At 63.0% G+C, this 26180-nt stretch carries 25 protein-coding genes; 18 read left to right on the top strand and 7 right to left on the bottom strand.

Annotation, left to right across the window (positions count from 1 at the left end; all coding sequences use genetic code 11):
* The first annotated feature begins 226 nt into the window (after nucleotides 1-226).
* Nucleotides 227-1657, top strand: coding sequence for an aldehyde dehydrogenase family protein (locus KIP88_RS00915; RefSeq protein ID WP_214485946.1), 1431 nt, complete (start codon nucleotides 227-229; stop codon nucleotides 1655-1657).
* A 136-nt stretch (nucleotides 1658-1793) separates the two neighbouring features.
* Complete coding sequence (gene bla / locus KIP88_RS00910) at nucleotides 1794-2684, top strand: subclass B3 metallo-beta-lactamase (RefSeq protein WP_214486613.1); 891 nt, start codon at nucleotides 1794-1796, stop codon at nucleotides 2682-2684.
* Nucleotides 2685-2709: 25 nt separating this feature from the next.
* Here the strand turns inward: bla and KIP88_RS00905 are convergent, their stop codons facing one another.
* Nucleotides 2710-3678 carry an SMP-30/gluconolactonase/LRE family protein gene (locus KIP88_RS00905; RefSeq protein WP_214485945.1) on the bottom strand — a complete coding sequence of 323 codons (969 nt, stop codon included), beginning with the start codon at nucleotides 3676-3678 and terminating at the stop codon, nucleotides 2710-2712.
* A 93-nt stretch (nucleotides 3679-3771) separates the two neighbouring features.
* Here KIP88_RS00905 and KIP88_RS00900 point away from each other — a divergent pair, with 93 nt between their 5' ends.
* Nucleotides 3772-4596, top strand: coding sequence for an NAD(P)-dependent oxidoreductase (locus KIP88_RS00900; protein WP_214485944.1), 825 nt, complete (start codon nucleotides 3772-3774; stop codon nucleotides 4594-4596).
* Here the strand turns inward: KIP88_RS00900 and KIP88_RS00895 are convergent.
* Both KIP88_RS00895 and KIP88_RS00890 read right to left on the bottom strand, forming a co-directional pair.
* The gene (locus KIP88_RS00895; protein WP_214485943.1) at nucleotides 4593-5285 is read right to left on the bottom strand and encodes a GntR family transcriptional regulator; all 693 of its coding nucleotides are present in this window, start codon (nucleotides 5283-5285) and stop codon (nucleotides 4593-4595) included. The two genes, KIP88_RS00900 and KIP88_RS00895, sit on opposite strands and share 4 nt — an antisense overlap.
* A complete protein-coding gene (locus KIP88_RS00890; protein ID WP_214485942.1) occupies nucleotides 5282-6289 on the bottom strand; it encodes a Gfo/Idh/MocA family protein in 1008 nt (335 codons plus the stop codon). The genes KIP88_RS00895 and KIP88_RS00890 overlap by 4 nt, the downstream gene beginning before the upstream one ends.
* 165 nt (nucleotides 6290-6454) lie before the next feature.
* Between KIP88_RS00890 and KIP88_RS00885 the strand changes: the two genes are divergently transcribed.
* A complete protein-coding gene (locus KIP88_RS00885; RefSeq protein WP_214485941.1) occupies nucleotides 6455-8161 on the top strand; it encodes an IlvD/Edd family dehydratase in 1707 nt (568 codons plus the stop codon).
* 187 nt (nucleotides 8162-8348) lie between these two features.
* On the opposite strand, the gene KIP88_RS00880 is transcribed toward KIP88_RS00885, so the two are convergent.
* Nucleotides 8349-9146 carry an enoyl-CoA hydratase/isomerase family protein gene (locus KIP88_RS00880; protein ID WP_214485940.1) on the bottom strand — a complete coding sequence of 266 codons (798 nt, stop codon included), beginning with the start codon at nucleotides 9144-9146 and terminating at the stop codon, nucleotides 8349-8351.
* A gap of 272 nt (nucleotides 9147-9418) precedes the next feature.
* On the opposite strand from KIP88_RS00880, the gene KIP88_RS00875 reads away from it, so the two are divergent.
* Both KIP88_RS00875 and KIP88_RS00870 read left to right on the top strand, forming a co-directional pair.
* A complete protein-coding gene (locus KIP88_RS00875; RefSeq protein WP_214485939.1) occupies nucleotides 9419-10639 on the top strand; it encodes an NAD(P)/FAD-dependent oxidoreductase in 1221 nt (406 codons plus the stop codon).
* A 120-nt stretch (nucleotides 10640-10759) separates the two neighbouring features.
* Complete coding sequence (locus KIP88_RS00870) at nucleotides 10760-11746, top strand: sialic acid TRAP transporter substrate-binding protein SiaP (protein WP_214485938.1); 987 nt, start codon at nucleotides 10760-10762, stop codon at nucleotides 11744-11746.
* 103 nt (nucleotides 11747-11849) lie between these two features.
* On the opposite strand, the gene KIP88_RS00865 is transcribed toward KIP88_RS00870, so the two are convergent.
* Nucleotides 11850-12761, bottom strand: coding sequence for a ribokinase (locus KIP88_RS00865; protein ID WP_214485937.1), 912 nt, complete (start codon nucleotides 12759-12761; stop codon nucleotides 11850-11852).
* Between the two features lie 18 nt (nucleotides 12762-12779).
* On the bottom strand, nucleotides 12780-13691 hold the full coding sequence (locus tag KIP88_RS00860) for a sugar kinase (protein WP_214485936.1): 912 nt from the start codon (nucleotides 13689-13691) through the stop codon (nucleotides 12780-12782).
* A 239-nt stretch (nucleotides 13692-13930) separates the two neighbouring features.
* Between KIP88_RS00860 and KIP88_RS00855 the strand changes: the two genes are divergently transcribed.
* The 12 genes from KIP88_RS00855 (at nucleotide 13931) to KIP88_RS00800 (ending at nucleotide 25698) form a co-directional block, all read left to right on the top strand.
* Nucleotides 13931-15190, top strand: a complete 1260-nt coding sequence (locus KIP88_RS00855) for a Glu/Leu/Phe/Val dehydrogenase (RefSeq protein WP_214485935.1) — start codon at nucleotides 13931-13933, stop codon at nucleotides 15188-15190.
* Nucleotides 15187-16035 carry a VOC family protein gene (locus tag KIP88_RS00850; protein WP_214485934.1) on the top strand — a complete coding sequence of 283 codons (849 nt, stop codon included), beginning with the start codon at nucleotides 15187-15189 and terminating at the stop codon, nucleotides 16033-16035. The genes KIP88_RS00855 and KIP88_RS00850 overlap by 4 nt, the downstream gene beginning before the upstream one ends.
* Nucleotides 16036-16133: 98 nt before the next feature.
* The gene (locus KIP88_RS00845) at nucleotides 16134-16841 is read left to right on the top strand and encodes a TetR/AcrR family transcriptional regulator (RefSeq protein WP_214485933.1); all 708 of its coding nucleotides are present in this window, start codon (nucleotides 16134-16136) and stop codon (nucleotides 16839-16841) included.
* Between the two features lie 218 nt (nucleotides 16842-17059).
* Nucleotides 17060-17869: an ABC transporter permease gene (locus KIP88_RS00840; protein WP_214485932.1), complete on the top strand. Its 810-nt coding sequence runs from the start codon at nucleotides 17060-17062 to the stop codon at nucleotides 17867-17869.
* 57 nt (nucleotides 17870-17926) lie between these two features.
* Complete coding sequence (locus KIP88_RS00835) at nucleotides 17927-18925, top strand: ABC transporter substrate-binding protein (RefSeq protein ID WP_374226415.1); 999 nt, start codon at nucleotides 17927-17929, stop codon at nucleotides 18923-18925.
* A gap of 185 nt (nucleotides 18926-19110) precedes the next feature.
* Nucleotides 19111-19959, top strand: a complete 849-nt coding sequence (locus KIP88_RS00830; RefSeq protein WP_214485930.1) for an ABC transporter ATP-binding protein — start codon at nucleotides 19111-19113, stop codon at nucleotides 19957-19959.
* Nucleotides 19960-19971: 12 nt separating this feature from the next.
* Nucleotides 19972-21375 carry a hypothetical protein gene (locus KIP88_RS00825; protein ID WP_214485929.1) on the top strand — a complete coding sequence of 468 codons (1404 nt, stop codon included), beginning with the start codon at nucleotides 19972-19974 and terminating at the stop codon, nucleotides 21373-21375.
* Complete coding sequence (locus KIP88_RS00820) at nucleotides 21372-22523, top strand: Gfo/Idh/MocA family protein (RefSeq protein WP_214485928.1); 1152 nt, start codon at nucleotides 21372-21374, stop codon at nucleotides 22521-22523. The genes KIP88_RS00825 and KIP88_RS00820 overlap by 4 nt, the downstream gene beginning before the upstream one ends.
* Before the next feature lie 12 nt (nucleotides 22524-22535).
* Nucleotides 22536-23729, top strand: coding sequence for a dihydrodipicolinate synthase family protein (locus tag KIP88_RS00815; RefSeq protein WP_214485927.1), 1194 nt, complete (start codon nucleotides 22536-22538; stop codon nucleotides 23727-23729).
* A complete protein-coding gene (locus tag KIP88_RS00810) occupies nucleotides 23729-24592 on the top strand; it encodes a sugar phosphate isomerase/epimerase (RefSeq protein ID WP_214485926.1) in 864 nt (287 codons plus the stop codon). Before KIP88_RS00815 ends, KIP88_RS00810 begins: the two co-directional genes overlap by 1 nt.
* Before the next feature lie 234 nt (nucleotides 24593-24826).
* Nucleotides 24827-25117 (top strand): hypothetical protein, encoded by a 291-nt coding sequence (locus KIP88_RS00805; protein ID WP_214485925.1) that lies wholly within the window; start codon nucleotides 24827-24829, stop codon nucleotides 25115-25117.
* A 200-nt stretch (nucleotides 25118-25317) separates the two neighbouring features.
* A complete protein-coding gene (locus KIP88_RS00800) occupies nucleotides 25318-25698 on the top strand; it encodes a hypothetical protein (protein ID WP_214485924.1) in 381 nt (126 codons plus the stop codon).
* A 47-nt stretch (nucleotides 25699-25745) separates the two neighbouring features.
* On the opposite strand, the gene KIP88_RS00795 is transcribed toward KIP88_RS00800, so the two are convergent.
* The gene (locus KIP88_RS00795) at nucleotides 25746-26132 is read right to left on the bottom strand and encodes a c-type cytochrome (protein ID WP_214486612.1); all 387 of its coding nucleotides are present in this window, start codon (nucleotides 26130-26132) and stop codon (nucleotides 25746-25748) included.
* Nucleotides 26133-26180: the final 48 nt, after the last annotated feature.

Here is a 26180-nt window from a genome sequence, read left to right as displayed (position 1 = left end):
TCTCCCTGCGTGCCCTTCACAGCGGCCGCGGCGTATGGGTCCCTGCGTTCGCAGGGACGACGGTGAAGGGTGAGCCTTGCCACTCTGCCATCCCTGACCTTATATCCAGCGCCTGCCGCATCGCGGCACCCCGCATATGGCGGGTTCAACTGCCCTGGCTTTCGTGCAAGGATGCCTGCCGAACGCTACCGTTCCCCTCCATTGCTCCGAGATAAAGAGGTTTCCGATGGTCAATCGCATGCAATTCTACATCGATGGCGCCTGGGTCGATCCCGCCGTCAAGAAATCCACGCCCGTCGTCAATCCGGCGACCGAAGAAGCGATGTACGAAGTTGCGCTCGGCTCGAAGGCCGACCTCGACAAGGCCGTTGCCGCCGCCAAGCGCGCCTTCCTGACCTTTTCGCAGACCAGCCGCGAGGAGCGCATCGCGCTTCTCGAGAAGATCATCGAGGTCTACAAAGGCCGGATGAAGGAGATCGGCGCCGCCGTCTCCGACGAGATGGGTGCGCCGCTGCCGATGGCCGAACGGCTGCAGGCCGGCGCCGGGCTTGGCCACATCGCTTCCACTTTGGAAGTCCTCAAAAACTATCACTTCGAAGAGACGATCGGTTCGGCCGTCGTCGTGCGTGAGCCGGTCGGCGTCATCGGCATGATCACGCCGTGGAACTGGCCGCTCAACCAGATCGCCTGCAAGGTAGCGCCCGCGCTCGCCGCCGGCTGCACCATGATCCTCAAGCCTTCGGAGTTTACCCCGAGCTCGGCGTTGATCTTCGCCGAAATCCTCCATGAAGCCGGCGTGCCGAAGGGCGTGTTCAACCTCGTCAACGGCCTCGGCCCGGAAGTCGGCGCCGCGATGGCTGAGCATCCGGATATCGACATGATCTCGTTCACCGGTTCGACCCGCGCCGGCGTCGACGTCGCCAAGCGCGCCGCGCCGACCGTGAAGCGCGTCAGCCAGGAACTGGGCGGCAAGTCGCCGAACGTCATCCTCGAAGGCGCCGACCTCACCAAGGCCGTCACCGGCGGCGTGATGCACATGTTCAACAACTCCGGACAGTCCTGCAACGCGCCGTCGCGGATGATCGTGCCGCTGTCGAAGATGAAGGAAGTCGCCGCCATCGCCAAGGGCGTCGCCGACAAGACCAAGGCGGGCGATCCCCGCGCCGAAGGCACCACCATCGGCCCCGTCGTGTCGCGCATTCAGTGGGACAAGATCCAGGCGCTGATCAAGAAGGGCATCGACGAAGGCGCGACGCTGGTCGCCGGTGGTCCCGGTCTCCCCGAGGGCGTCAACAAGGGCTTCTATGTGCGCCCGACCATCTTCGCCGACGTCACCAACGAGATGACGATCGCGCGGGAGGAAATTTTCGGACCGGTGCTGACGATCATCGGCGCCAAGGATGAAGCCGAAGCGGTGAAGATCGCCAACGATACGCCCTATGGTCTCGCCGGTTACGTCACGGGCGATACAGTGGAAAGCGCGCGTCGCGTAGCCAAACAGATCCGCGCCGGCAACATCAACCTGCAGGGTGTGCCGAACGACCGCACCGCGCCGTTCGGCGGCTACAAGCAGTCTGGCAATGGCCGCGAGTGGGGCAAGTACGGCCTCGAGGAATATCTCGAGGTGAAGGCAGTCGCCGGCTACAACGCCGCGTAAGCCTTTAAACGTCAATACGCGTAAAACGAAGCAATCCACCGCCGGACAAGCGTGGATTGCTTCGTTGCTTTTCGATCCTCACAATGACGCCGCCCACCGGGCGGGCGCGAAGCAATCAAGAAAAAACAGGTTGAAGATGAAGAAAATCGCCATTGCGCTCGTCGCGCTGATGTCGCTTGCCGGTGCCGCGCAGGCCCAGACCGTCAAGGATCTGCTCGCGACGCTGCGCGCCAAGTGGAACGCGCCGACCGAGCCGTTCAAGATGATCGGCAATGTCTACTATGTTGGAACCGAGGGGCTGGCGTCCTATCTGATCACCTCGCCGCAGGGGCATGTCCTCGTCGACATGGTGATGCCGGAATCGACGTCTTTGGTCAAAGCAAACATCGAGAAGCTCGGCTTCAAGATCGCCGATATCAAATATATCCTCAATACCCACGCCCATATCGACCACACCGGCGGCCTTGCCGAGATCAAGAAGGCGAGCGGCGCGCGGATGGTGGCCGGCGAAGCGGACAAGGCGCTGCTGGAAGGCGGCTACTATCCGGGCGCGGAGAACGATGATGCGCTCAATTTCCCCCCGGTGAAGGTCGATCGCACGGTGCGCGAGGGCGACGAGGTGACGGTCGGCGATGTCAAGTTGACCGCGCGGGAAACCCCCGGACATTCGCCGGGCTGCACGAGCTGGGAATTTGCGGTGAAGGAGGGCGATGCCACGCGCTCGGTCCTGATCTTCTGCAGCGGCACCGTGGCGCTGAACCGTCTGGTCGGCGATCCGACCTATTTCGGGATCGTCGCCGATTACCGCAAGACGTTCGCGCGGGCGAAGGACATGAAGGTGGATGTGCTGCTCGCGCCGCATCCGGAAATGTACAAGATGGCGGAGAAGCGCGCCAAGCTCGCGGATGGCGTGCCCAATCCGTTCGTCAATCCCGGCGAGTTCAACGCCTACGCCGCGACGCTGGAGAAGGCGTTTGAAGACGCACTCGTCAAGCAAACCGCCACTGCACAGGAAAAGAAGGGGTAAGCCGACGCGAAGGGCGCGCGCGGACTTATCCTCCCGGCGCGCCCTGCGTGTTCACATACAGCGCGTAGATAGACTGGCTCGCGGCCATGAACAGGCGGTTGCGCTTCAATCCGCCGAAGCAGAGGTTGGCGCAGCGCTCGGGCAGGGCGATGCGGCCGATCATGACGCCGTCGGGCGCGAACACCACGACGCCGTCGAGTTCGGGATCGCCCATGCCCCAGCCGCACCAGAGATTGCCGTCGATGTCGACGCGAAAACCGTCCGGCGTGCCTGGTCCGGTATCGACAAACACGCGCTTGTTGGAAAGCTTGTCGCCGGAAGGCGAGACGTCATAGGCGAGGATCTTGCGGTTCGGCGCGCCGCGAGACTCGATGACATAGAGGATTTTTTCGTCGGGCGAGAACGCGAGCCCGTTCGGCCCCAGCACGCCTTCGGCGACGATGGCGGCTTTGCCGGTCGCGCCGTCGACCCGGTAGACATTCATGTCGATCTCGGGCTCGGCCTTGTAGCCCTCGTAATTGCCGAGCAGGCCGAACACCGGATCGGTGAACCAGATCGAGCCGTCGGACTTCACGATCACATCATTGGGCGAGTTCAGCCGCTTGCCGTCGAAGGAGTCGATCAGCACTGTGATCGATCCGTCATATTCGGTGCGGGTGACGCGGCGGCCGCCGTGCTCGCAGGTGACCAGCCGTCCCTGACGGTCGCGGGTGTTGCCGTTGGCGAAGTTCGAGGGCTTGCGGAAGATGCTGACGTGGCCCGTCTCCTCTTCCCACTTGAGGATGCGCTGGTTTGGAATGTCGCTGCAGAGCAGGTAGCGCCCGTCGCCGAACCACACCGGCCCCTCGGCCCAGCGCAGGCCGGTGGTCAGCCGCTCCACCGCCGACAGCTTGAGCCAATATTTTTCAAAGCGCGGATCGAGGGCTTGAATGGCCGGATCGGGGTAATACGTGGCCGGGCGCCAGCCGGCTGAATGCGATGCTGCATCGGACATTTGCTGTTCTCGTTGTTGCGTTCCCTGAGCGTTTGAGTTTGCTATCATTACCGGCTAATGACCGCAAATCGGTCGAGAGATAAGAGGAACGAGATGCCACGCATATTGATGACCGGTGCCGCCGGCGGGATCGGCACGAGCCTGCGCAAGCTGTTGCCGCCGATCTATCCGGACCTGCTGCTGAGCGATCTGAAGGCGCCGGCCGATCTCGGCAAGGACGAGAAGTTCAAGGCGGCCGATCTCGCTGATCTCGCCCAAGTCGAGGCGATCTGCGAAGGCGTCGACGGCATCCTGCATTTCGGCGGCTATTCGGTCGAAGGGCCCTGGGATTCGATCCTGCAGTCCAACATCATCGGCGGCTACAATCTGTTCGAGGCGGCGCGGAAGAAGGGCGTGAAGCGCGTGGTGTTCGCCTCGTCCAACCATGCGGTCGGCTTCTATCCGCGCCATCACCGGATCGGCACCGACGTCACCGCGCGCCCAGACAGCCGCTACGGCGTCAGCAAGGTGTTCGGCGAAGCGGTCGGCGCACTCTATGCCGACAAGCACGGGCTCGGCGTCACTTGCCTGCGGATCGGCAATTTCGGCGAGATGCCGCTCGATCATCGACGCCTGTCGATCTGGCTAAAGCCGGAGGATCTGGTGCAGCTCTGCCGCATCGGGCTCGATCATCCCGATATTCACTTCGAGATATTCTACGGCGCCTCCTACAACGAGCGTGCCTGGTGGGACAACCACCGCGCCTACGAGCTCGGCTACCGGCCGACCGGCCGCGGAGAAGACTTCCGCGACCACGCCATGGCCGAGCAGGCCAAGCTCAAGCCGGATCCGGTTGGCGACTACTACCAGGGCGGCACGTTCTGCAGCATGGAGTTCGGCGGCGACAAGGGTCGGATTGTGGATTGGAAAAAGCGTTAGCGCTTGCCCTCATCCCCGGCGATGCGCTCGAGATAGTCTGACTTGCTGTATTGCATGTGATCGACGCAGAGCTGCGCCAGCGCCCAGCTGTCGCGGCCCTTCAACAGCTCGATCATCAATTCGTGCTGGCGCCGCGACAGCGCCAGTCCTTCTCTGTCGGCGAGATTCTTCGCGCGCATCGGCAGCGTCAGGTTCATGTAGTCCTGCAGCGAGCGCACCAGATACGGGTTGCCGCAAGCGGAAAACAGCGCGACGTGAAAGGCATCGTTGGCCTCATGGATACCGCGCAAATCCTGCGCGTCGGCCCTTGCGCAGTATTGCCGCTGCAATTCGTTCAACTGCTCGATCAGGCTGGCGGGGGCGGGGAGTGCGATCATCAGCGCCGCCTGCCGCGTCAGCATTTCGCGCACCTCGTAGATCTGGCGCACTTCGTCGGCCGAATAGAACCGCACGGTGGCGCCGATATTTTTCTCGCGCAGCACGATGCCCTGGCGCTCGAGCTGGAACAGCGCCTGCCGCACGAAATGCCGGCTGGCGTCGTAGCGCTGCATCAGCGTGTCCTCGACCAGCCGCAAGCCGGGCGCGAAGCGGCCGAAGATGATGTCCTCCTCGAGCCGGCGGATGACCTCCGCCTGTTCCTCCTCACGCGTCGGCGCGGAAGTTTCGGTCAATGATTCCTGTGGCTTCATCGCAAAGCCTCCCAGCCCGACAGCCGATAGCAATCCTCGACCAGGCGCAAGGTCTCGAGATTGTCCTGCGGTGCCGTCTCGAAGGGCGAGACATCGCGGAGCGCGTTCACGAAATGCGCGATCGTCCGGTTATAGGAACCCTGATATTCAGTGACGAGATCGTATGTGCGCTCGCCGGGCGATGCGCCCGAGCATGTCAGCGATGGCCCGTCGAGTCTGATCGCGCCCTTGTCGCCGAGAATCTCCAGCCGGTCGACCTGTGCGGCCGGATGGCCGTGGGCGGCGAAGCTTGCAAAGACCGCAACGCCCGCGCCATTGCCGGTCGTAAGCTGGATCACCGCGCCGTCTTCGCCGGCGAGGAGATCGCTGGAACGGGAGAGCCGTGCCGCGGTCACCTGCAGCCGTCCGAGCAGCATGCGCAACGTATCGAGATGATGGATCAGGACTTCCGCGACGAGCATGCGCCGTTCACGGCGCATGAAGGGCTGTCGCTCCAGCGCCGGGCAGAGCCCGTCCGGACCCGGCAGCACGCCCGACGTCAGCAGCGTGAGCTGCGCCTGCTTGACGTTGCCGATGCGCCCCTCGCGCAGCCATGTCGCCGCGTCACGGTAATAGCCGCGAAAGCGCCAGTTCTCGTGCACCATCAGGCGCGTCAATCCCTCGACTTCGGCGGCGAGCTCGACGGCCTCCTGCAGGTTGGGCGCGAGCGGTTTCTGGCAAAGCACCGGCAATCGCTTCGCGGCGGCGAGCCGCACCAGCGGCGCGTGCATGTCCCGGGGCGCTGCGATATCGATGGCGTCGAGTTCGCATGCCGCCAGCATCGCCTCGGCGCTGGCCCAGGTCTGCAAAATCCCGAACTCGCTCGCGCGCCGCGCGGCATTGTCGCTGGAGGGATCGGCGACCGCCACGACGCGGGCCTGATCTGATATGCTCGCCCACGCGATGAGATGATGACGGCTCACCATGCCGGCGCCGATCAGGCCAATGCGCAATGGTTGGTTCATGGGCAGACGGTTCCGATCATGGTCGGAAGTCAGCACGCACTCGTATTATTGTCAATAATATCGCGCTAGATGCGGCAAAACGATCGGATTCTGTGCCAAATAATCAAGCATTGACAATAATTCGGCGGACTCCTTAAGTGGCACCCGCAACGACAGGAAGAAAAAATGGCCGACGGACTTCGCAAGGGACTGACGAGTTATGGCGACGCTGGCTTCTCGCTGTTCCTGCGCAAGGCCTTCATCAAGGCGATGGGCTATTCGGATGATGCGCTGAACAGGCCGATCGTCGGCATCACCAATACCTACAGCGACTACAATCCCTGTCACGGCAACGTTCCGCAGATCATCGAAGCCGTGAAGCGCGGCGTGATGCTATCGGGCGCGATGCCGATGGTGTTCCCGACCATCTCGATCGCCGAGAGCTTTGCGTTTCCGACCTCGATGTATCTTCGCAACCTGATGGCGATGGATACCGAGGAGATGATCCGCGCGCAGCCGATGGACTCAGTGGTCGTGATCGGCGGGTGCGACAAGACCTTGCCGGCGCAGATCATGGCCGCAGTCAGTGCCGATCTGCCGACTGTCGTCATTCCGGTCGGGCCGATGGTGGTTGGGCATCACAAGGGTGAGGTGCTGGGGGCGTGCACGGATTGCCGGAGGCTGTGGGGAAAATATCGCGCCGGCGAAATTGACGACATTGAAATCGAAGCCGTCAACGGCCGGCTCGCACCGTCGGTCGGCACCTGCATGGTGATGGGCACCGCCTCGACCATGGCGTGCATCACCGAGGCGCTCGGTCTGTCGCTGCCGATGAGCGCGACGATCCCGGCACCGCATGCCGAGCGCTTTCGCTCGGCGGAGGCCAGCGGCAGGGTGGCGGCCGTGATGGCCAAGGCAAAGGGGCCAAAGCCGAGCGAATTGCTGACGGCTACTTCGTTCCAGAACGCACAAGTGGTGCTGCAGGCGATCGGCGGCTCGACCAACGGGCTCATTCATCTGACGGCAATCGCCAACCGCACCAGGCACCGCATCGATCTCGACGCGTTCGACAAGCTTGGCCGCGAGGTGCCCGTGCTGATCGACCTGAAACCGTCAGGCGAGCATTACATGGAGCATTTCCATCATGCCGGAGGCGTACCCAAACTGATGGCGCAGCTTGGCGATCTCATCGACCTCGATGCCAAGACCATCACCGGCCAAACGCTGCGCGAGGTCGTTGCCGACGCCGAGGAGGTACCGGGACAGGACGCCATCCGTCCGCGCGACAATCCGATCAAGGCAGAAGGCGCGATGGCGGTGCTGCATGGCAACCTTGCGCCGCGCGGAGCCGTCATCAAGCAATCGGCGGCAAGCCCAAAACTGCTGCAGCATACCGGCCGTGCCGTGGTGTTCGAATCCGTGGAGGACATGACGCTGCGGGTCGACGATCCCGATCTCGACGTTAACGCCGACGACGTGCTGGTGCTGCGCAATGCCGGCCCCAAGGGGGCGCCCGGCATGCCGGAGGCGGGCTATCTGCCGATCCCGAAGAAACTCGCACGCGGCGGCACCAAGGACATGGTGCGGATATCGGACGCGCGCATGAGCGGCACCGCGTTCGGCACCATCGTGCTGCACATCACGCCGGAATCCGCCGTGGGCGGTCCGCTGGCGCTGGTCAGGAACGGCGACATGATCCGCCTCGATGTCGCGAAACGCAGCATCGATCTCCTGGTCGACGAGGCGGAGCTGGAGAAGCGGCGCGCGGCGCTTGCGCCGGCCGTCACGCCCGAATGGGCCAGGCGCGGCTACGCGCACCTGTTCAACGAGACGATTCTGCAGGCCGACGAAGGCTGCGACTTCGATTTCATGCGCGAGCAGGGCAAGGATTAAAGCGCTTCAGCACATTATGTGGTCGTCCCCGCGAACGCAGGGACCCATACCGCGTTGCTCTCTCGATTGAAGCAAGGTCGGCGACGCTTTCCCAAACAATTAATGCCTGTGGTTATGGGTCCCTGCGTCCGCAGGGACGACGATAGAGTATCCGTCCACCACCCAGTCGACCGCGCCGCCTCAGTTCTCACTTCGACTTGCTGGTGAACTTCTTCACCGCGACGCGGAAGTCGTCGGTCTGCATGGCGCCGATGATCTTCGCTTCCTCGGCATCGAGTTGCTGCCTGGTCGACGTGACCGCGGCCTGATAGACGAGCGACTTGGTGCCAGCGATCGCCGCGGGCGGGTTCTGCGCCAGCCGCTCGGCGAATTTGCGCGTCTCTGCCTTCAGCTCCGCTGCTGGAACAACGCGGGCGACCAGTCCCCATTGATAGGCCTGCTGCACGGTAAAACTGTCTTCGGCCAAAAATATCTGCAGCGCGCGGCGGGCGCCGACGGTGCCGACCATGCCGACGGTGCTGCCGCCATCCGGCGAGACGCCGATCTTGGCATAGGCCGGCGTGAAGCGGGCATCGTCGGCGGCAATGCAGAGGTCGGCGACAAAAGCCAGCCCCATGCCGGCGCCGGCGGCGGAGCCGTGGACGCTGGAGAGAACGATCTTCGGCATCCGCCGCAGCGTCTCGATAAAGGCGTGGTAGTGCTTCAGCAGCTCGCCCACCACGGGTGCAACAGTGTCGTTGGCGGCGGCTGCGCCGATGGTCTGCAGATCGCCGCCGGCCGAGAAGGCGCGGCCTTCGCCCTCGATGACCAGCACACGAATATCGTCGTTGCCCTCGACCTCCGCGCCGAGTTGCTCGAGCTTTTGCGCGATCGACAGATTGATGGAATTGAAGGCCGCGGGCCGGTTCAGGGTGATGGTGGCAATCGGACCCTCGATCCGGAGCAGGGCGGGGGCGTCGGCGGCGGTATCATCGGAGGTCGGCATGGCTGGGCCTCGGCTCGGAACAGGGGCCAGCATTTAAATAACAGAAGGTAGGAGGTGACAATCCCCGGCATGGTCCGCAAAATACCACGCAATCCCCCTGCCTCCTGGGCCACGGCGCTCTTGCGTCTCTTCGCGCCATGAGGTCAGATAGGGCCTGTCATCGTTCGGAACGGACACGAGCGCCGCTTCCAAGGGACGAGACAGGCAAGCCAAAATCAGTGGAGAGGAAACGACATGGGTCATTCCCGTGCGCTCGAACGTAGGATGTTCCCATGACCGCAGGACCGGTTGTCATCATTGGAGCGGGCCATGCGGGCTTTCAGCTTGCGATGTCGCTGCGCCAGCACGGCTTTTCCGAACGCATCGCGCTGCTGAACGATGAAGGCCATCTGCCGTATCAGCGGCCGCCGCTATCCAAGGCCTACCTGAAGGGGACCGGCGGACCCGACAGCCTGATGTTCCGGCCGGAAAAATTCTACCACGACCAGAAGGTCGACCTCATCACCGACCGTGCGGTGTCGATCGACCGCGCCGCGCGCAAGGTGTTGCTCGCCTCCGGCGCTTCGCTCGATTACGGCCATCTGGTGCTGGCGACCGGCGCGCGCAATCGCCTGCTCGACATTCCCAACGCCAATCTCGACAGCGTTCGCTACTTGCGGACGCTCGACGAAAGCCAGTCGTTGCGCGACTACATCACGGCGGGTCAACGCGTCGTCGTTATCGGAGCTGGATTTATCGGCCTGGAATTCGCCGCGACCGCGCGGGCCAAAGGCCTCGAAGTTGACGTCATCGAGCTTGCCCCGCGGGTGATGGCGCGCGCGGTGACGGCGGAAATCTCGGAGCACTTTCAATCGCGGCATACCGCGGCCGGCATCCGGATTCATCTCGGCGTGCAGGTTACCAGCATCGAGAGCGACGGCAGCAAGGTTACCGGCGTGAGCCTTAGTGACGGGCGGCATATCAAAGCCGACCTGATCGTGGTCGGCGTCGGCGTTCTGCCCAATGTCGAACTGGCGGCCGAAGCCGGCCTGAAGGTCGCCGCCGGCATCATCGTCGATGAGCATCTCCTGACCGCGGATCCGAATATTTCGGCGATGGGCGATTGCGCGCTCTATGCGAGCCCGCGCTTCGGCGGTTCGCTGCGGCTGGAGTCCGTGCAGAACGCCACTGACCACGCGCGCTGCATTGCGGCCCGGCTGACCGGGGATGCCAAGCCCTATGACGGCCTGCCGTGGTTCTGGAGCGATCAGGGGCCCGACAAGCTGCAGATGGTCGGGTTGACCACCGGCTATGATCAGGTAGTGGTGCGCGGCGACCGCGAGCAGGGGGCGTTCTCCGCGTTTTGCTACAAAGCCGGGCAGCTCGTGGGTATCGAATCCGTCAACCGCGCCGGCGACCACATGTTCGGCCGACGGCTGCTTGGCGCTCACAGGTCGATCACGCCCGAGCAGGCGGCCGATGCGGGATTCGACCTGAAGAGTGCCCTGACTTAGAACGCGCCCTGACTTAAATCGGACTTACCGCAGCGCCAGTCTGCTTGCGTCTGCCGATCATTTCGGCAACGTTGGCGCCGGAATCTAAAGAGGTCTCCGGCGGTCGTTTTCGGAGGGTATATGTCCGTTTGGACGTGCTATCTAAGATTGATAGGCGCCACCATCATCGCCCTGGTTATTGGTGGCCCGGCTTCGGCGCAGACCAAGCTGAAATGGGCGCATGTTTACGAGGTCACCGAACCCTACCACACCGAGGCGTTGTGGGCCGCCAGCGAGATCAGGAAGCGCACCAACGGCAAATTCGACATCGAGGTGTTTCCGGCTTCCCAACTCGGCAACGAAAACCAGCTCAATGAAGGGCTTGGGCTCGGCGCCGTTGATATCGTCTACGTCGGGATCAACTTCGTCGCGGCGACCTACCAGCCGCTCGGCATCACAGGCGCGCCGTTCATGCTGCGCGATTTCGATCACTGGAAGGCCTATCGCGACAGCAAGCTGTTTTCCGATCTCGTCCAAGGCTACGACGAGAAGACCCGACACAAGATCGTCGCGCTGACCTATTACGGCCAGCGCCATGTCACCGCCAACAAGCCTATCCGCAAGCCGGAGGACATGAAGGGTATGAGCCTGCGCGTGCCGGCGGCGCCGCTGTCGCTGATGTTCACCAAATCCGTCGGCGCCAACGCAACCCCGATCGCCTTTTCCGATGTCTACAACGCGCTCCAGCAGGGTTTGGTCGACGGCCAGGAGAATCCGCTGCCGACGATCATGGCCAAGAAATTCTACGAGGTGCAGAGCCACATCGTGCTGACCGGCCACATCACCGAGTCAATGGTGACGGTGATCGGCAGCCACGTCTGGAACAAGCTGACGCCGGACGAGCAAAAGCTGTTTGCGGATACGTTGAAGGAAGCCGCGTCGAGGGCGACGGAGGCGATCGAGGCATCCGAGAGGATTTTGGCCGGGGAGTTCAGGAAGCTCGGCAGGACCGTGGTCGAGCCTGATCGCGAGGCGTTCCGAAAGGCGGCGATCCCGCTGCATAATGATGCATCCGTCGGGGCCGGCTGGACCAGGGCGCAATATGACGAGTTGCAGGCGCTGAAGTAGGCATAGCGTTTTCGAGCGAAGTGGACACCGGTTCGCGTAAAGAAAACGCGTCAGAAAAAAATCTAGAGCCCGGTTCTGATTTCAAATCAGAACCGAGAAGGCTCTAGCCGCGCAATGCCGCGACCTCGGCCGCCGTCGGCATCGATGGCGCGGCGCCCATCCGCTGCACGCAGATCGATGCGGCGGCATTGGCGTATTCGAGCGCGTCGCGGATCGCCTTTCCAGCGGCAAGCTGTGCGGCGAGGGCGCCGACAAAACAATCGCCGGCGCCGGTGGTGTCCACTGCCTTCACGGCACGTCCCGCGATCAGCGAGGGCTCGCCGCCCACCAGCGCGAGCACGCCGCGCTTGCCCAGCGTGACGCAGATGATCTTGTCTGACGCGGTTGGCAGGCGCCGCGCCGCTTCGATGAAACGGGTGGGGGCGTCGGTATCACGAAGTTCGGTCTGCGCGAGAAGCCCGAGCTCGGTCTCGTTAAGGATGAGGATATCGACGAGATCGAGCAATTCTGCGCCGCAGGCAAGCGCCGGCGCCGGATTGAGGATGGTGATCGCCCCGGCCTCGCGCGCCCGTTTGAAGAAGGCGGTGATCGTAGCTTGCGGAATTTCGAACTGGCTGACGGCGACGTCGCCTTTGGCCAGGACGGGCGCGGCGACATCCTCGGCACTGACCAGCGCATTGGCACCGGGCACGACGACGATGGTGTTGTCGGCGTCGGCGATGGTGATGATGGCTGTTCCGGTGTGAATATCCGCGGTGTCCTTGACCAAGACGAGGTCAACGCCTTGGGCGGCGAGAAACGTGCGCAACTGCTGCCCAAAAGCATCCGTGCCGAGCCGGCCGATCAGCGTGACCGGCGTGCCGAGCTTCGCGGCGGCCACCGCCTGGTTTGCGCCCTTGCCGCCCGGAAAATAATGCACGGCTTGGCCTGCGACGGTTTCGCCGACCCTGGGATGCCGGCTGGCTATTGCCACCACATCCATGTTGATGCTGCCGGCGACGAAGACACGTCCCATATCTAATCCCAGAATTGCCTAATCCCAAAATTCCTTCTTGCGCCCGATCTGGAATTCCTGCCTGACGGCATCGATATCGGCAAGCGTCGGCAATCCAGCCTCGTTGCCGAGGCGCTGGATCTTATAGGTCGAGGCCGCGCGCGCAAACTCGAAATGGTCGTGCCAGCTTTTCGAGGGATTGTTGAGGTACGAAAACACGTAAGCGCCATGAAATACGTCACCGGCGCCGTTGGTATCGAGCACGCGCTCGCGCGCGATTGGCAGCGCCGGCAGCTTGCGGACCGCGCCGGTCTCGTCATACCAGAGCAGGCCTTGCTCCCCCATGGTGACGCCGCCGACCCTGCAGCCGCGGCTCTTGAGGTAGTCGAGCATGGCTTCCGGCGTCTTGTCCATCTGCTCGCACAGCCGCTCGGCGACGATGGCGACATCGATGAACTCCAGTAGTTCATGGGTGTTGGTGCGCAGGCCGCCGCCGTCGAGCGAGGTCAGAATGCCGTCCTCGCGGCAAAGCTTGGCATAATGGATGGCGGCGTCCGGCTGATGGCCGTCGACATGCAGCGCGCGGCAGCCCTTCAAATTCAGCATCGGGAAGGGATGAATGTGCTCGTCGTCGCGGCAGCGCACGATGGCGCGTTTGCCGTCTTTCGGCATGATGAACGACAGTGACGAGGAGTTGACCTTGCGCGGGTGGATCGAGATTCCGTATTTCGCGCTCATGTCCTGAAACATGCGGCCGAGCCAATCGTTCGCCACCGTTGCGATCAGGTCGGGTACGACGCCGAGCTTGGCGCAGCAAAATGCCGCGGTGACGGCGTTGCCGCCAAAGGAGACCGCATAGGCGGAGGCCACATGTTTTTCGTCGCCGGTCGGCATATGGTCGGTGATGAAGGTAACGTCGATATAGGTCTGTCCGATGAAGAGAGCCTGCATTCGTTTTCCGTCATGAGCTGAGGGGTGATCCCGGCCCGGCGCAGATACATTAGCACCGGTTATCGGATGCATTCGCTGAAATTATTCGCAACCGTGCCGTCTTTGCAGCTTGAGATGGGAGTATGAGGAGAATACGACCGTCCTTGGGGGTCTTGTCCTTAGAGGTCTTGGCCATACTGCCGTATAACGGCTGACGGCTGTCCGGGTTTCCCGGCGGCGCGACAAAAGTGGGGGAAATGATGACCGTTTACTCCGGTCCGGTGTTCGACATGGCGGTTAACCAATTTGGCGTCATCGCCAACCATCTCGAAATTCCGATGGACGAGCGCGGCCGAATCCTGATGCCGAAGCGGGCCATCACTGTTTCCTGTCCGATCCATCGCGACGACGGCACGGTCGCGGTATTCGAAGGCTACCGGGTGCAGCATCATCTCACCCTCGGCCCGACCAAGGGCGGCACACGATTCGCGCCCTCCGTTGACATCGGCGAGGTCGCAGCCCTTGCGATCTGGATGAGCTGGAAATGCGCCCTCGTCGGGTTGCCCTATGGCGGCGCCAAGGGCGGCGTCAATGTCGATCTCTCCACCATCTCCAAGCGCGAGCTGGAAGCGCTGTCGCGGCGCTACATGCAGGAGATGATTCCCTTTGTCGGCCCGCATACCGACGTGATGGCGCCGGACATGGGCACCAATGAGCAGGTGATGGCCTGGTTCATGGACACCTATTCGATGTACCAGGGCCGCACCGTGACCGAGATCGTCACCGGCAAGCCGGTGTCGTCGGGCGGTACGCTCGGCCGGCGCGAAGCAACGGGGCGCGGCGTCGCCTATCTTGCCAGGCGCGTACTGAAGGAGCTGTCGATCAATCCAGGCACCGCGACCGCCGTGATCCAGGGCTTTGGCAATGTCGGATCGTACGCGGCGCTGGAGCTGCATCAATACGGGTTGAAGATCATCGCCGTCAGCGATCACACCGGCGCGCTGCACGATCCTGCCGGGCTCGATATCCCGGCGCTGATGCGGCATGCCGGCACGCATGGCAGCATCGCCGGCTTCTCCAATCAGATGACGTTCGACCCCGAGCAAATTCTGACGTTGCCTTGCGACGTGCTGGTGCCGGCGGCGATGGAACGGGTGATCGATGCGAAGGTCGCGGAAAACCTCAAATGCCGCGTGCTGGCGGAGGGCGCAAATGGCCCGACCACGCCGGAGGCCGATCTGGTGCTGGAGAAACGCCAGGGTGAAGTGTTTTTGATTCCCGACATTCTCTGCAATTCCGGCGGCGTGGTGGTCAGCTACTTCGAATGGGTGCAAGACCTGCAGCAATTGTTCTGGGAGGAAGAGGAGGTGACGCGGCGCGAATACGCTATCCTCGATCGCGCCTTCGATACCATGGTGACGCGCGCCAAAGCGGACAAGATCCCGCATCGCACCGCGGCGATGGCGATCGGCGTGGAGAAGGTCCGCGCCGCCAAGAACACGCGAGGTCTGTTCCCGTGATCACCGGCCTCGACCACGTCGTCGTTCTCACCGGCGACATCAATGCGGCCTCGGCGGCTTACCAGACCTTGTTTGCCCGCGCGCCGGCCTGGCAGAACAGCGGCGAGGGCGCCGACCGCGTCCTGTTCACGCTGGATAACACGACGCTGGAATTGATGGCGCCGAACGGCAAGGGCGCCAATGCGGACCGCATTCGCGCGGTGCTGGCCGCACAGGGCGAGGGGCTCGCAAGCATCTGCTTTCGAACCAGCGACATCGCCAGGATGCATCGCAGGCTCGACCGGCTCACGCTGAAGCCGGACGTGATCGCCGACGTCGAAAGCCGCGACGCGATCTCAGGTGCGACGCTGTCGTGGAAGCGCACGCGAGCGGCAACGGAAGCCACGCGCGGCGTCCGCCTGTTCTTCCTCGAGCGCGACAAGGAGCGCCCGCTGTCGGTGCGAACCACGGCCGGATCGATCACGGCGATGGACCATGTCGTGGTCTCGACATCAGACCCCGAGCGGGCCGCAGCCCTCTATGGCGCCCGGCTCGGCCTCGACATGGCGCTCGATCGCTCGCACCCCGATTGGGGCCGGCTGATGTTCTTCCGCTGCGGCGACCTGATTGTCGAGGTCACGCATCGGCCGGGCAAGGAGACGGATACGTCGCAGGACCGGCTTCGCGGCCTGTGCTGGCGCGTCTCCGACATCGACGCCACCCATGCGCGGCTGGTTCAGGCCGGCGTCGACGTCTCGGAAGTCCGCACCGGCCGCAAGCCGGGGACGCGGGTCATGACGGTGCGCAGCGGGACATGCGGCGTCCCGACGCTGCTGGTGCAGCCGTCGGTGGGGAAGGACGCGTGAGGCTTACCCTCCAGGGGAGGGTAAGGAAACGCCGTACGATTTCTCAAAGCTTTCCGCGCGTGCTACAGCTTGCTTCGTGCGAGCATCGAGCGACTGATTTGGCAAAGGCAAAACGCGTTCAGAAATGGCAGCGCGACCCCGAGGGGATGCGGCTTCGCATTCTCGAGGCCGCCAAGCAGGAATTCGCCGCCCACGGCCTGGCCGGCGCGCGCGTTGACCGCATCGCGACCAATGCCGGCGCCAACAAGCGCATGCTGTACTACCACGTCGGCAACAAGGAAGACCTTTACCTCGCGGTGCTGGAAGGCGCCTATGAGAAGATCCGCTCCGAGGAGCGCGGGCTTGACCTCGAACATCTCGATCCGCCCGAGGCGATCGAACGGCTGATCGACTTCACCTGGAACTATTTCCTGCGTAATCCGGAATTCCTGGCGCTGCTCAACACCGAAAACCTTGCCAAGGCCCGCCACCTGAAGCGCTCGACCAAGGTCAAATCGATGCACTCGCCGTTCGTCGAGATGATCCGCACGGTGGTGACGCGCGGCGTCGAAAGCGGTGATTTTCGCGTCGCGGTCGATCCGGTGCAGCTCTATATTTCGATCGCGGCGCTGTGCTTTTTCTATCTCTCCAACAGCGCCACGCTCAGCGTGATCTTCGGCCGCGACCTCCTGAAGAAGGAGGCGAGGGACGAGCGGCTCGCCCATATGGTGGCGCTGGTGCTGGCGGCGCTGACGGGCAAATCCACCGCGGATTTCGGCAAGGCCGTGGGGCAGGGCGTGCGCGCACCGGCACATCAGCCGGTTTGACCCGTCGTTCCTGCGAACGCAGGAACCCATACGCCGCGGCCCCTCGATGTCGGGCGGTAGTCGTTGATCCTGCTGTAACAATTAGCTTCGGTGGTTATGGGTTCCTGCTTTCGCAGGAACGACAGCGGTAGTCCAAATTGCCGCACGAAAACCCGCTTGCCAGTATTTATCCAACGGGTTAATTTCTTCCCCGAAAGACGATCATCAGGGAGCGGGACGTGGCGGAGCTGAAGCGCGAGAGCGGCTTGTCGAAAGCGCTGAACGCGGCGTGGGTGCGGCCGTTTCTGTTCCTGCTCTTCATCGTGGTGATGTGGGACCTCACCATCCGCCTGTTCCAGATTCCGGCCTACCAGATCCCCGCGCCCGGCGATGTCGTGGCGGTGCTGCGGACGGACTGGCCAGAACTGCTGCGGCAGGCCTGGCCCACCACCTACGCCACCATCTGCGGTTTCCTGCTGTCGGCAGTGTTCGGCATTCCCGTCGCCATGCTGATCGCGGGATCGAAGACGGTGGAGAGCTACATCTATCCGCTGCTGGTGTTCTCGCAGTCCGTGCCGAAGATCGCGATCGCGCCGCTGTTCGTGGTCTGGTTCGGTTTCGGCATCATCCCGAAAGTGATCTCGGCGTTCCTGCTCGGATTCTTCCCCGTCGTGGTGTCCGCCGTGCAGGGCTTCAAATCGGTCGACCCTGACATGGTCGATCTCGCGCGAGCCATGCAGGGCAGCCGCTTCCGCGTATTTTGCGCGGTCAACCTGCCGCATGCGATGCCCGCGATCTTCTCCGGCCTGAAGGTCTCGATCACGCTCGCCGTGGTCGGCGCCGTGGTCGGCGAGTTCGTCGGCTCCAATTCAGGCATCGGCTACGTGATGCAGCGCTCGATCGGAACGTTCGATCTGCCGACGATGTTTGCAGCCCTGGTGATCCTCGCGCTGCTTGGCGTCGTCCTGTTCTGGGTCGTCGACCGCATCGAACGCCTCGTGATTCCCTGGCACGTCAGCCAGCGCGAAGACATCATTTTCGCTTCGTAACCAAACCAGAAAGCGACCCGCCTCAAGGGCCGCGCCACCACCAACGGGAGGATGACCATGATACGAGTGACAGCGGCGATCTCCGCCGCCCTGATCTGGACCGCGCTTTCAGTACTTCCGGCATCGGCGGCCGACAAGGTCGTGCTGATGCTGAACTGGTACGTCTATGGCGAGCACGCGCCGTTCTATTACGGCAAGGCCAAGGGCATCTATGCGGCCGAGGGCATCGACCTCGAGATCCAGGAAGGCCGCGGTTCGGCGGCGACCACGCAGGCCGTTGCGGCCAAGACCGCCAATTTCGGCTATGTCGACGTGCCCACCATGATGCGAGCGGCCGTGAAGGGCGCCCCGATCGTCGCCACCGGCGTATTGCTGCAGACCAGCCCGATGTCGGCGATGGGCTTTGTCGAAAAGAACATCAAGAAGCCCGAGGACATCAAGGGCAAGACGGTGGCGATCACGCCGGCCGATTCCATGACGCAGATCTGGCCGCTGTTTCTGAAGAAGACCGGGTTGAAGGAAAGCGACTTCCAGACGGTGGCCGGTGACGGCCAGACCAAGCTGAACGCCGTCATCAACGGCCAGGCAGACCTTTTGCTCGGCTACGTCATGGACCAGTCGATGAAGATCAAGGACGCCACCGGCAAGGACGTCAACGCGATCAAGTTCGCCGACTACGGCATCAACATGGTCTGCTCGGGCGTCGTCGCCAACACCGAGTTCGTCAAGGCCAATGCCGATCTGGTCAAGCGCTTCATGTCGGCGACCACCAAGGCCGTTGAAGCTGCCGAGAAGGATGCGAAGGGCGCGGCGCAGTCGATTCTCGACGCCAACCCGAAGGGCGGCAAGATCGAAACGCTGACGCAAGGATTTGAGCTGACGATCCCGCTCTATCGCACGGCGGAAACCAAGGGCAAGCGGCCGTTCCAGGTGACCGATCAGAACATGACCGACACGGTCAATCTGATGGTCGAATATGGTGGGCTGGATGCCAAGGCCAAGGATAATCCGAAGGCGTTCTATACCAACGACTATCTGCCGCAGGGCGGTTCGTGAGTGGACTTGTGACAAATCTATCGTCGTCCCCGCGCACGCGGGGACCCATAACCACCGGCCTTAGTTGTTGCAGCAGGCCTCTACCGGTCTGCTCGAACGAGGAGGCTCGGCGTATGGGTCCCTGCTCCGTGCGCAACCGCGCACTAGGCAGGGACGACAGCAACCTCCTGAATGGGCTTGGCTGAATGAGCGCTGCGACCAAGGCAACTAGTGTTGACCCATCAAGCGCGCATCTGCGCCTGGTGTCCGATCGCGCCGGCAGCCCTGCGTCGGGGATCACGCTCTCCGGCGTCTCAAAAACCTATCGTTCGCGCGACGGCGACGTGCCGTCGCTGCGGCCGCTGGATTTTCACATCAACGAGGGCGAGTTCTTTGTCGTGGTCGGCCCGTCCGGTTGCGGCAAGTCCACGTTGTTGAAAATGATCTCCGGGTTGCTCGCGCCTTCGACGGGCGAAATCCTGGTCGAGGGCGAGCAGGTGACGAAGCCGCACGGCAATGTCGGCATCGTGTTCCAGAACGCGCTGCTGCTGCCCTGGCGGAACATCCTTTCCAACGTGATGCTGCCGATCGACATGAAACGGCTGTCGCGCGAAAAATATCTGCCGCGGGCTAAGGCGCTTCTGAAACTCGTCGGGCTCGAAGGTTTTGAGAAGAAACTGCCCTGGCAGTTGTCCGGCGGCATGCAGCAGCGTGCCTCGATCTGCCGGGCGCTGGTGCACGATCCCAAGATCATGCTGATGGACGAGCCGTTCGGCGCGCTCGACGCCATGACGCGCGAGAAGATGAATGTCGAGTTGATGCGCATCCAGCGCGAAACCGGCAAGACCGTGCTGCTGATCACGCATTCGATTCCGGAAGCGGTATTCCTCGCTGACCGCGTGCTGGTCATGACCGAACGGCCCGGCGCGATCGCGGCTATCTACGACGTGCCGCTGCCGCGCCCGCGTTCGCTCGATGCGATGGCCGATCCCGCCTTCACCGAACTGGTGCAGCGCATCCGCAAGCATTTCTTCACCCAAAGCGCGCTGGACTGAGACAGGCTTTCAATGCCGCCACGCTTAGCCGTAAAAGATATCGCTTTTTTTGAACGTCCGGTCACTTTCGCCCGGCCGTTCCGGTTTGGCGCGGTCGTCATCAACGCGACGCCGCAGGCTTTTGTGTGCGTCGAGATCGAGGTCGAAGGCAAGGGCGTTGCGACAGGCGCGAGCGCCGAGTTTCTGGTGCCAAAATGGTTCGACAAGCGGCCGCACCTCTCGCCGGAGGAAACGGTCGCGGAATTGCGCCGCTCGCTGCTGATTGCGCGCGAGATCTATCCGGCAAATTCCGGCTTCGAAACAGCGTTCGGCGTGCATGCGGCCTGTATCGGCGCGCAGGTCGAGGCATGCGCGAGAGAAGATATCCCGCCGCTAGCCGCGGCGTACGGGCCGGCCGAAATCGACAAGGCGATCCTGGATGCGCTGCTGCGTTGTACGGGTGCCAATTTCTTCGACGGCATGGCGGCTAATATTGCCGGCATCGATGCGCGGCTGTCGCGCGATCTGGCCGATGCCGACGTGTCGCAGTTTCTCGCCGGCCGCAAGCGGCTGGAGCGTGTGGCGGTCCGGCACACGGTCGGCATGGATGATCAGGTCGAAGGCGAGGGCGGAGTTGCCGACAGCAGGGAAAACGCTGGCGCCCGCTACTTCAAGCTCAAGCTCAACGGCGATCCCGTCCATGATGCAGAGCGCCTGATCCGGATCGGCAACGAACTCGCCACGCTCCCCTATGACTACCGCGTCACGCTGGATGCCAACGAGCAGTATGCCGACCTCGCCGTCTTGGGCGCGCTGGTCGAACGCCTTGACCGCGACGCGGCGCTGCGGCCGATCGCGTCAAAGTTGCTCTATATCGAACAGCCGATGCCGCGTGACATCACGAAGGCCTCTCCGCTCGGCGGACTGGCACGGCGCGATTTCATCGTCGACGAGGCCGATGACTCCTATGACGCGTTCCCGATCGCACGGGCGCTCGGCTATCGCGGTATCTCCTCAAAATCCTGCAAGGGCCTATACAAGTCCGTCATTAACGCGACCCGTGCGGCCAAGTGGAGCGCTGGCGGAGAAAAATGCTTCATCGCCGGCGAGGATCTGACCTGTCAGGCGGGACTGGCGGTGCAGCAGGATCTCGCGCTCGGCGCGCTGATTGGCGTCACCCATGCCGAGCGCAACGGCCACCATTATGTCGATGGCTTTGGCGACACGCCGGCCGCCGAAGCGGAGGCGTTTCTTGCGGCGCATCCCGATCTCTATGCCCGCGACGGCAACATGATCCGGCTCACGATCCACGACGGCGATCTCCTGACGGGATCGCTGACGACACCAGGCTTCGCCACTTCAGTGCATCCGGACTGGTCCGTGATGTCGCCGCTGGCGCAGCCGGCAACACGAATTCCCCTGGAGAAAGCAGTATGACGACCAAACGCCTCGGCCTGATCATGAACGGCGTGACCGGCCGCATGGGGCTCAACCAGCATCTGATCCGCTCCATCATCGCGATCCGCGACCAGGGCGGCGTGGTGCTCGCGAACGGCGATCGCATGCTGCCCGACCCGATCCTGATCGGCCGCGACGCGGACAAGGTGGAGCGGCTCGCCAGGCGTTTCAACGTCGAGCGCTGGTCGACTGATCTCGACAAGGCACTGGCCGATAGGAACGATACGATCTTCTTCGATGCCGCGACCACGCAGGCGCGGCCCTCGCTGCTGACCAAGGCGATCAACGCCGGCAAGCACGTCTATTGCGAAAAGCCGATCGCGACCAACCTGGAAGAGGCGGTCGCGGTCCTCAAGCTCGCCAACGCCCGGGGCGTCAAGCACGGCACGGTGCAGGACAAGCTGTTCTTGCCCGGCCTGAAGAAGCTCGCTTTCCTGCGCGATTCCGGCTTCTTTGGCCGCATGCTCTCGGTGCGCGGCGAGTTCGGCTACTGGGTGTTCGAAGGCGGCTGGCAGGAGGCGCAGCGGCCGTCGTGGAACTACCGCAGCGAGGACGGCGGCGGCATCATTCTCGATATGGTCTGCCACTGGCGCTACGTGCTCGACAATCTCTTTGGCGAGGTCGAGAGCATCTCTTGCCTCGGCACGACTGATATCCCTGAACGTTTCGACGAGAAGGGCAAGAAGTACACGGCGACCGCGGATGATTCCGCGTACGCCACCTTCCGCCTCAAGGGCGGCGTGATCGCGCATATCAATATGTCCTGGGTGACGCGGGTCTATCGCGACGATCTCGTCACCTTCCAGGTCGACGGCACCCATGGTTCGGCGGTGGCGGGCCTGACGGATTGCGTGATCCAGGCCCGGCAGGCGACGCCGCGGCCGGTGTGGAATCCGGACGAAAAGCGCACCCATGATTTCTACGCCGACTGGCAGAAGGTTCCGGAAAACGCCGTCTACGACAACGGCTTCAGGGAGCAGTGGGAGATGTTCATCCGCCACGTCTGCGAGGACGCGCCCTACAAGTTCACGCTGCTGGAAGGCGCCAAGGGCGTGCAGCTTGCCGAATGTGCGTTGCAGAGCTGGCGCGAGCGGCGCTGGATCGACGTCGCTCCGATCAAGGTGTGAGGAGGCATAACCATGAATAAGCCTGTCCTGCCGATGTCATCGCTGTCGCTGAAGCTGCCCACGGCGGATCGTTCGATCGAGACCTATCACCTGGCGGCGTCGCGAACGTTTCCGGCGAAACTCGAAGGCACGCTCAATCGTGTGGCATTCTCGGCCGCGCATGTCGTGGCGGATCCTCTTGCCGATAACGACCCGTGGCTGTCATCCGCGATCGATTGGGACCGGACCATTGCGTTTCGCGAGCACGTCTGGGACCTCGGCCTTGGCGTCGCCGAGGCGATGGACACCGCGCAGCGCGGCATGGGGCTGGACTGGCCGACCTCGCTGGAGCTGATCGAGCGCTCGGTCAAGGCGGCGAAGGCAAAGGGGAATGCGCTGGTGTTTTCCGGCGCCGGCACCGACCACCTCGCGGTGGAAGATGCCAGGACCATCGACGACGTCATTCGCGCCTATGAGGAGCAGATCGCCGCGGTCGAAAAGGCCGGTGGCCGCATCATCCTGATGGCTTCGCGCGCATTGGCAAAACTCGGCCGCAGCGCCGACGACTACGCCAAAGTCTATAACCGCGTGCTGTCACAGGTCCGCGAACCCGTGATCATCCACTGGCTCGGCGACATGTTCGACCCGGCGCTATCAGGCTATTGGGGCACGGCCGATCTCGACAAGGCGATGGATACTGCGGTTGCCATCATCAACGCCAACGCGGCCAAGGTCGATGGCGTGAAAGTTTCGTTGCTCGACAAGCAGCGCGAGATCGACATGCGCCGGCGGCTGGATAAGAACGTCAAGATGTATACCGGTGACGATTTCAACTATGCCGAACTGATCGCCGGCGACGACAAGGGGTTTTCGCACGCGCTGCTCGGCATCTTCGACGCCATCGCGCCGGCGGCTTCCTACGCGCTGTCGCGGCTCGCTGCCGGCGACGAGGCCGGTTTCCAAGACGTGCTGGGGCCGACGGTGCCGTTGTCGCGCCATATCTTCCGGGCGCCGACGCGGTTCTACAAGACCGGCATCGTGTTCATGGCCTATCTCAACGGCCATCAGGACCATTTCACCATGGTCGGCGGGCAGGAGAGCACGCGCTCGACGCTGCATCTGGCCGAACTGTTTCGTTTGGCCGACAAGGCCGGACTGCTCTCCAACCCTGAAATGGCGACACGGCGCATGAAGACGGTGCTGGCAACGCGCGGCATCGAGCCCTGATGCGCGATTTTTCTTCCGATCATCGCTGGCTGTCGCTGAACACGGCGACCGTCCGCAAGCAGGGCGATCTCACAGCCATCATCGAGGCCTGCGCGCGCCACGGCATCCGCGCCATCGATCCCTGGCGCGATCAGGTCGCGGCCGTCGGCCTTGACCGCGCGGTGCGGGCCGTCCGCGATGCCGGGCTGGAATTATCGGGTTATTGCCGCGGCGGCATGTTCACGGCGGATGCGGCGCACCGCATCGAGGCGCGTGACGACAATCGCCGCGCCGTCGACGAAGCCAAGGCGCTGGGCGCACCCTGCATCGTGCTGGTCGTCGGCGGGCTGCCGCAATATTCGCGCCCGGGAAGCGCGTCCTCCAAGGACATTGTAGGCGCGCGGGCACAGGTTCACGACGCCATCGCCGAAATGCTGGAATATGCGAAAGCTGCCGATATGCCGCTGGCGATCGAGCCGCTGCATCCAGCCTACGCCGCCGATCGCGCCTGCGTGAACACGACGAAGCAGGCGCTGGATATTTGCGACCAGCTCGATCCGCAGCGCACCGGCGCGCTCGGCGTCGCGCTCGACGTCTATCACATCTGGTGGGATCCGGAATTGATACCGCAGGTCGCGCGCGCGGGAAAGGATCGCCTGCTCGCGTTTCACGTCTGCGACTGGCTGGTGCCCACAAAAGACATCCTCAATGACCGCGGCATGATGGGCGACGGCGTCATCGACATCACATCTGTGCGATCAGCGGTCGAGGCGCAGGGCTTTGCCGGCTATTCCGAGATCGAAATCTTCTCCAACGACTGGTGGAACAAGTCGATGGACGAGGTTTTAAGGACTTGCATCGAGCGGCATCGTACGGTGGTCTAACAGCCGTCGATCGAAGTCGCGTCTTTGCTGTCTCAATGGTGGACGGTGTTGTCTCGTATGTGAACTGCCATGTGCTCTTTACTCTGATAGTGTAGCGCGAAGAGACAGCGTGCGGTTCCAGATTTAACCTTTTGCGCGGCTATTTAGATTAACAAAGGGTTACCGTTGCGCCCGCGCGCGCTTCGGCGCTAGCTAATCGGACGGAGAAGTTCTCCGCGAACGATGAGCGACAACATGAAAATCCTTTACGCAATTGCGACCCTCGCCCTGCTGTCGACGTCGGCGCAGGCCTGGCAAGTCGTGGAACGCTGCACCCACAGCAAGTTCTATGGCAGCGTGTGCACGACGTCCTATCTGGATGATCCGGCGCGCAATACGACGCAGGATCAGGAAGACGCAAAGGCAAGACGCGCCAGCATCGAAAAGTGGGAAGCGTTCTGCAAGCCGAAGCGCACCTACGATGACGAAGGCGTCACCCGCCTGGTTTACGCCCGCAAGGGCTGCGAGTTCGGCCGCAGCGAGTAACCGGTCGCTTTCGCTCCTCGCAATCGGCGAGGAGTGCTCCGGGCCTTCCGCGCCCGATGGGTCCGGCGCCTTGTCGCGCCCGAAAGACCGATAAATCTTTATCGACCAGATTGCGATCCGGTTAGTCACGCCGCTTTACGCCGCCTCAATGCTTGTCGGGCATTCCTGATGTTCGACATTCATTTCAAGAGGCAGTGTCAATGCGCGTCTTCATCGCAATCTCGATTGTCGTCGCTTCGGTATCGTCCGCGTCCGCGCAATTCGCAATGGATCACGGCCACGCCGCGGATGCCGCCCAGGCCGCCCGCGCGGCGCGGGCTGCAGCGGATGCCAAGGCCTCGGCCATTGCCTCCGGCGCGCCGCTGCTTCCCAGCCAGCAAACCAACTTCTACGTCGGCAGCGGCGGCACCATAAAGATCGCGCCCCGGACGGCCGAAGAGCTGAAGGCCGATGAAGCCGGACAGGCCGCCTGGAAGGAGCGCTGCCGGCCGACCGTGGTCGAAGACCGCGAGGGTCTGCGCCGCGTGAGATATGCCGAACGGGATTGCGATCTCTCCCGCTTCAACACGGCTGGCAATTAGCACGTGCGGCGCGTAAGGCGGCAATAGCGTCACCGACTGAGGCTGCGCTATCGCGATTGAGCAAGGAAGGCGATGATCTTTTTTCTGTCGTCGCTCGATGAGAGGCCACCATACGGCTTCATGCTGTTGCCGGGTACGACCTCATCGGGGTTTGCAATGAAGCGATCGAGCTTCTCCTCATCCCAGACGAAGCCTGCTTCCTTCATCGCGCTGGAAAACCCGTAGTCCGGCAGCGATCCTGCTTTACGCCCAACAATCTTGTAGAGGTTGGGGCCCAGCCGATTGTCGCCCTCTTTTACGATGTGACATGTTCGACAGGCATTGTTGAACGCCAGCTGCCCTGAGGCGTCCTCCGCACCTTGCGACGCCTGAGGCAGGGCGGAAGGCAATGGAAGCATGTACGCCATTGCGGTCAATGCGCCTACCCGGAACATCCGGTTACGGCGCCGCCGGCTGAGCGATGGCCAGGCGAGAAGCATGAT

The sequence above is a fragment of the Bradyrhizobium sp. SRL28 genome (assembly GCF_018596315.1).
GTDB lineage: Bacteria > Pseudomonadota > Alphaproteobacteria > Rhizobiales > Xanthobacteraceae > Bradyrhizobium.
This window is presented reverse-complemented; position numbering and strand designations above follow the sequence as displayed.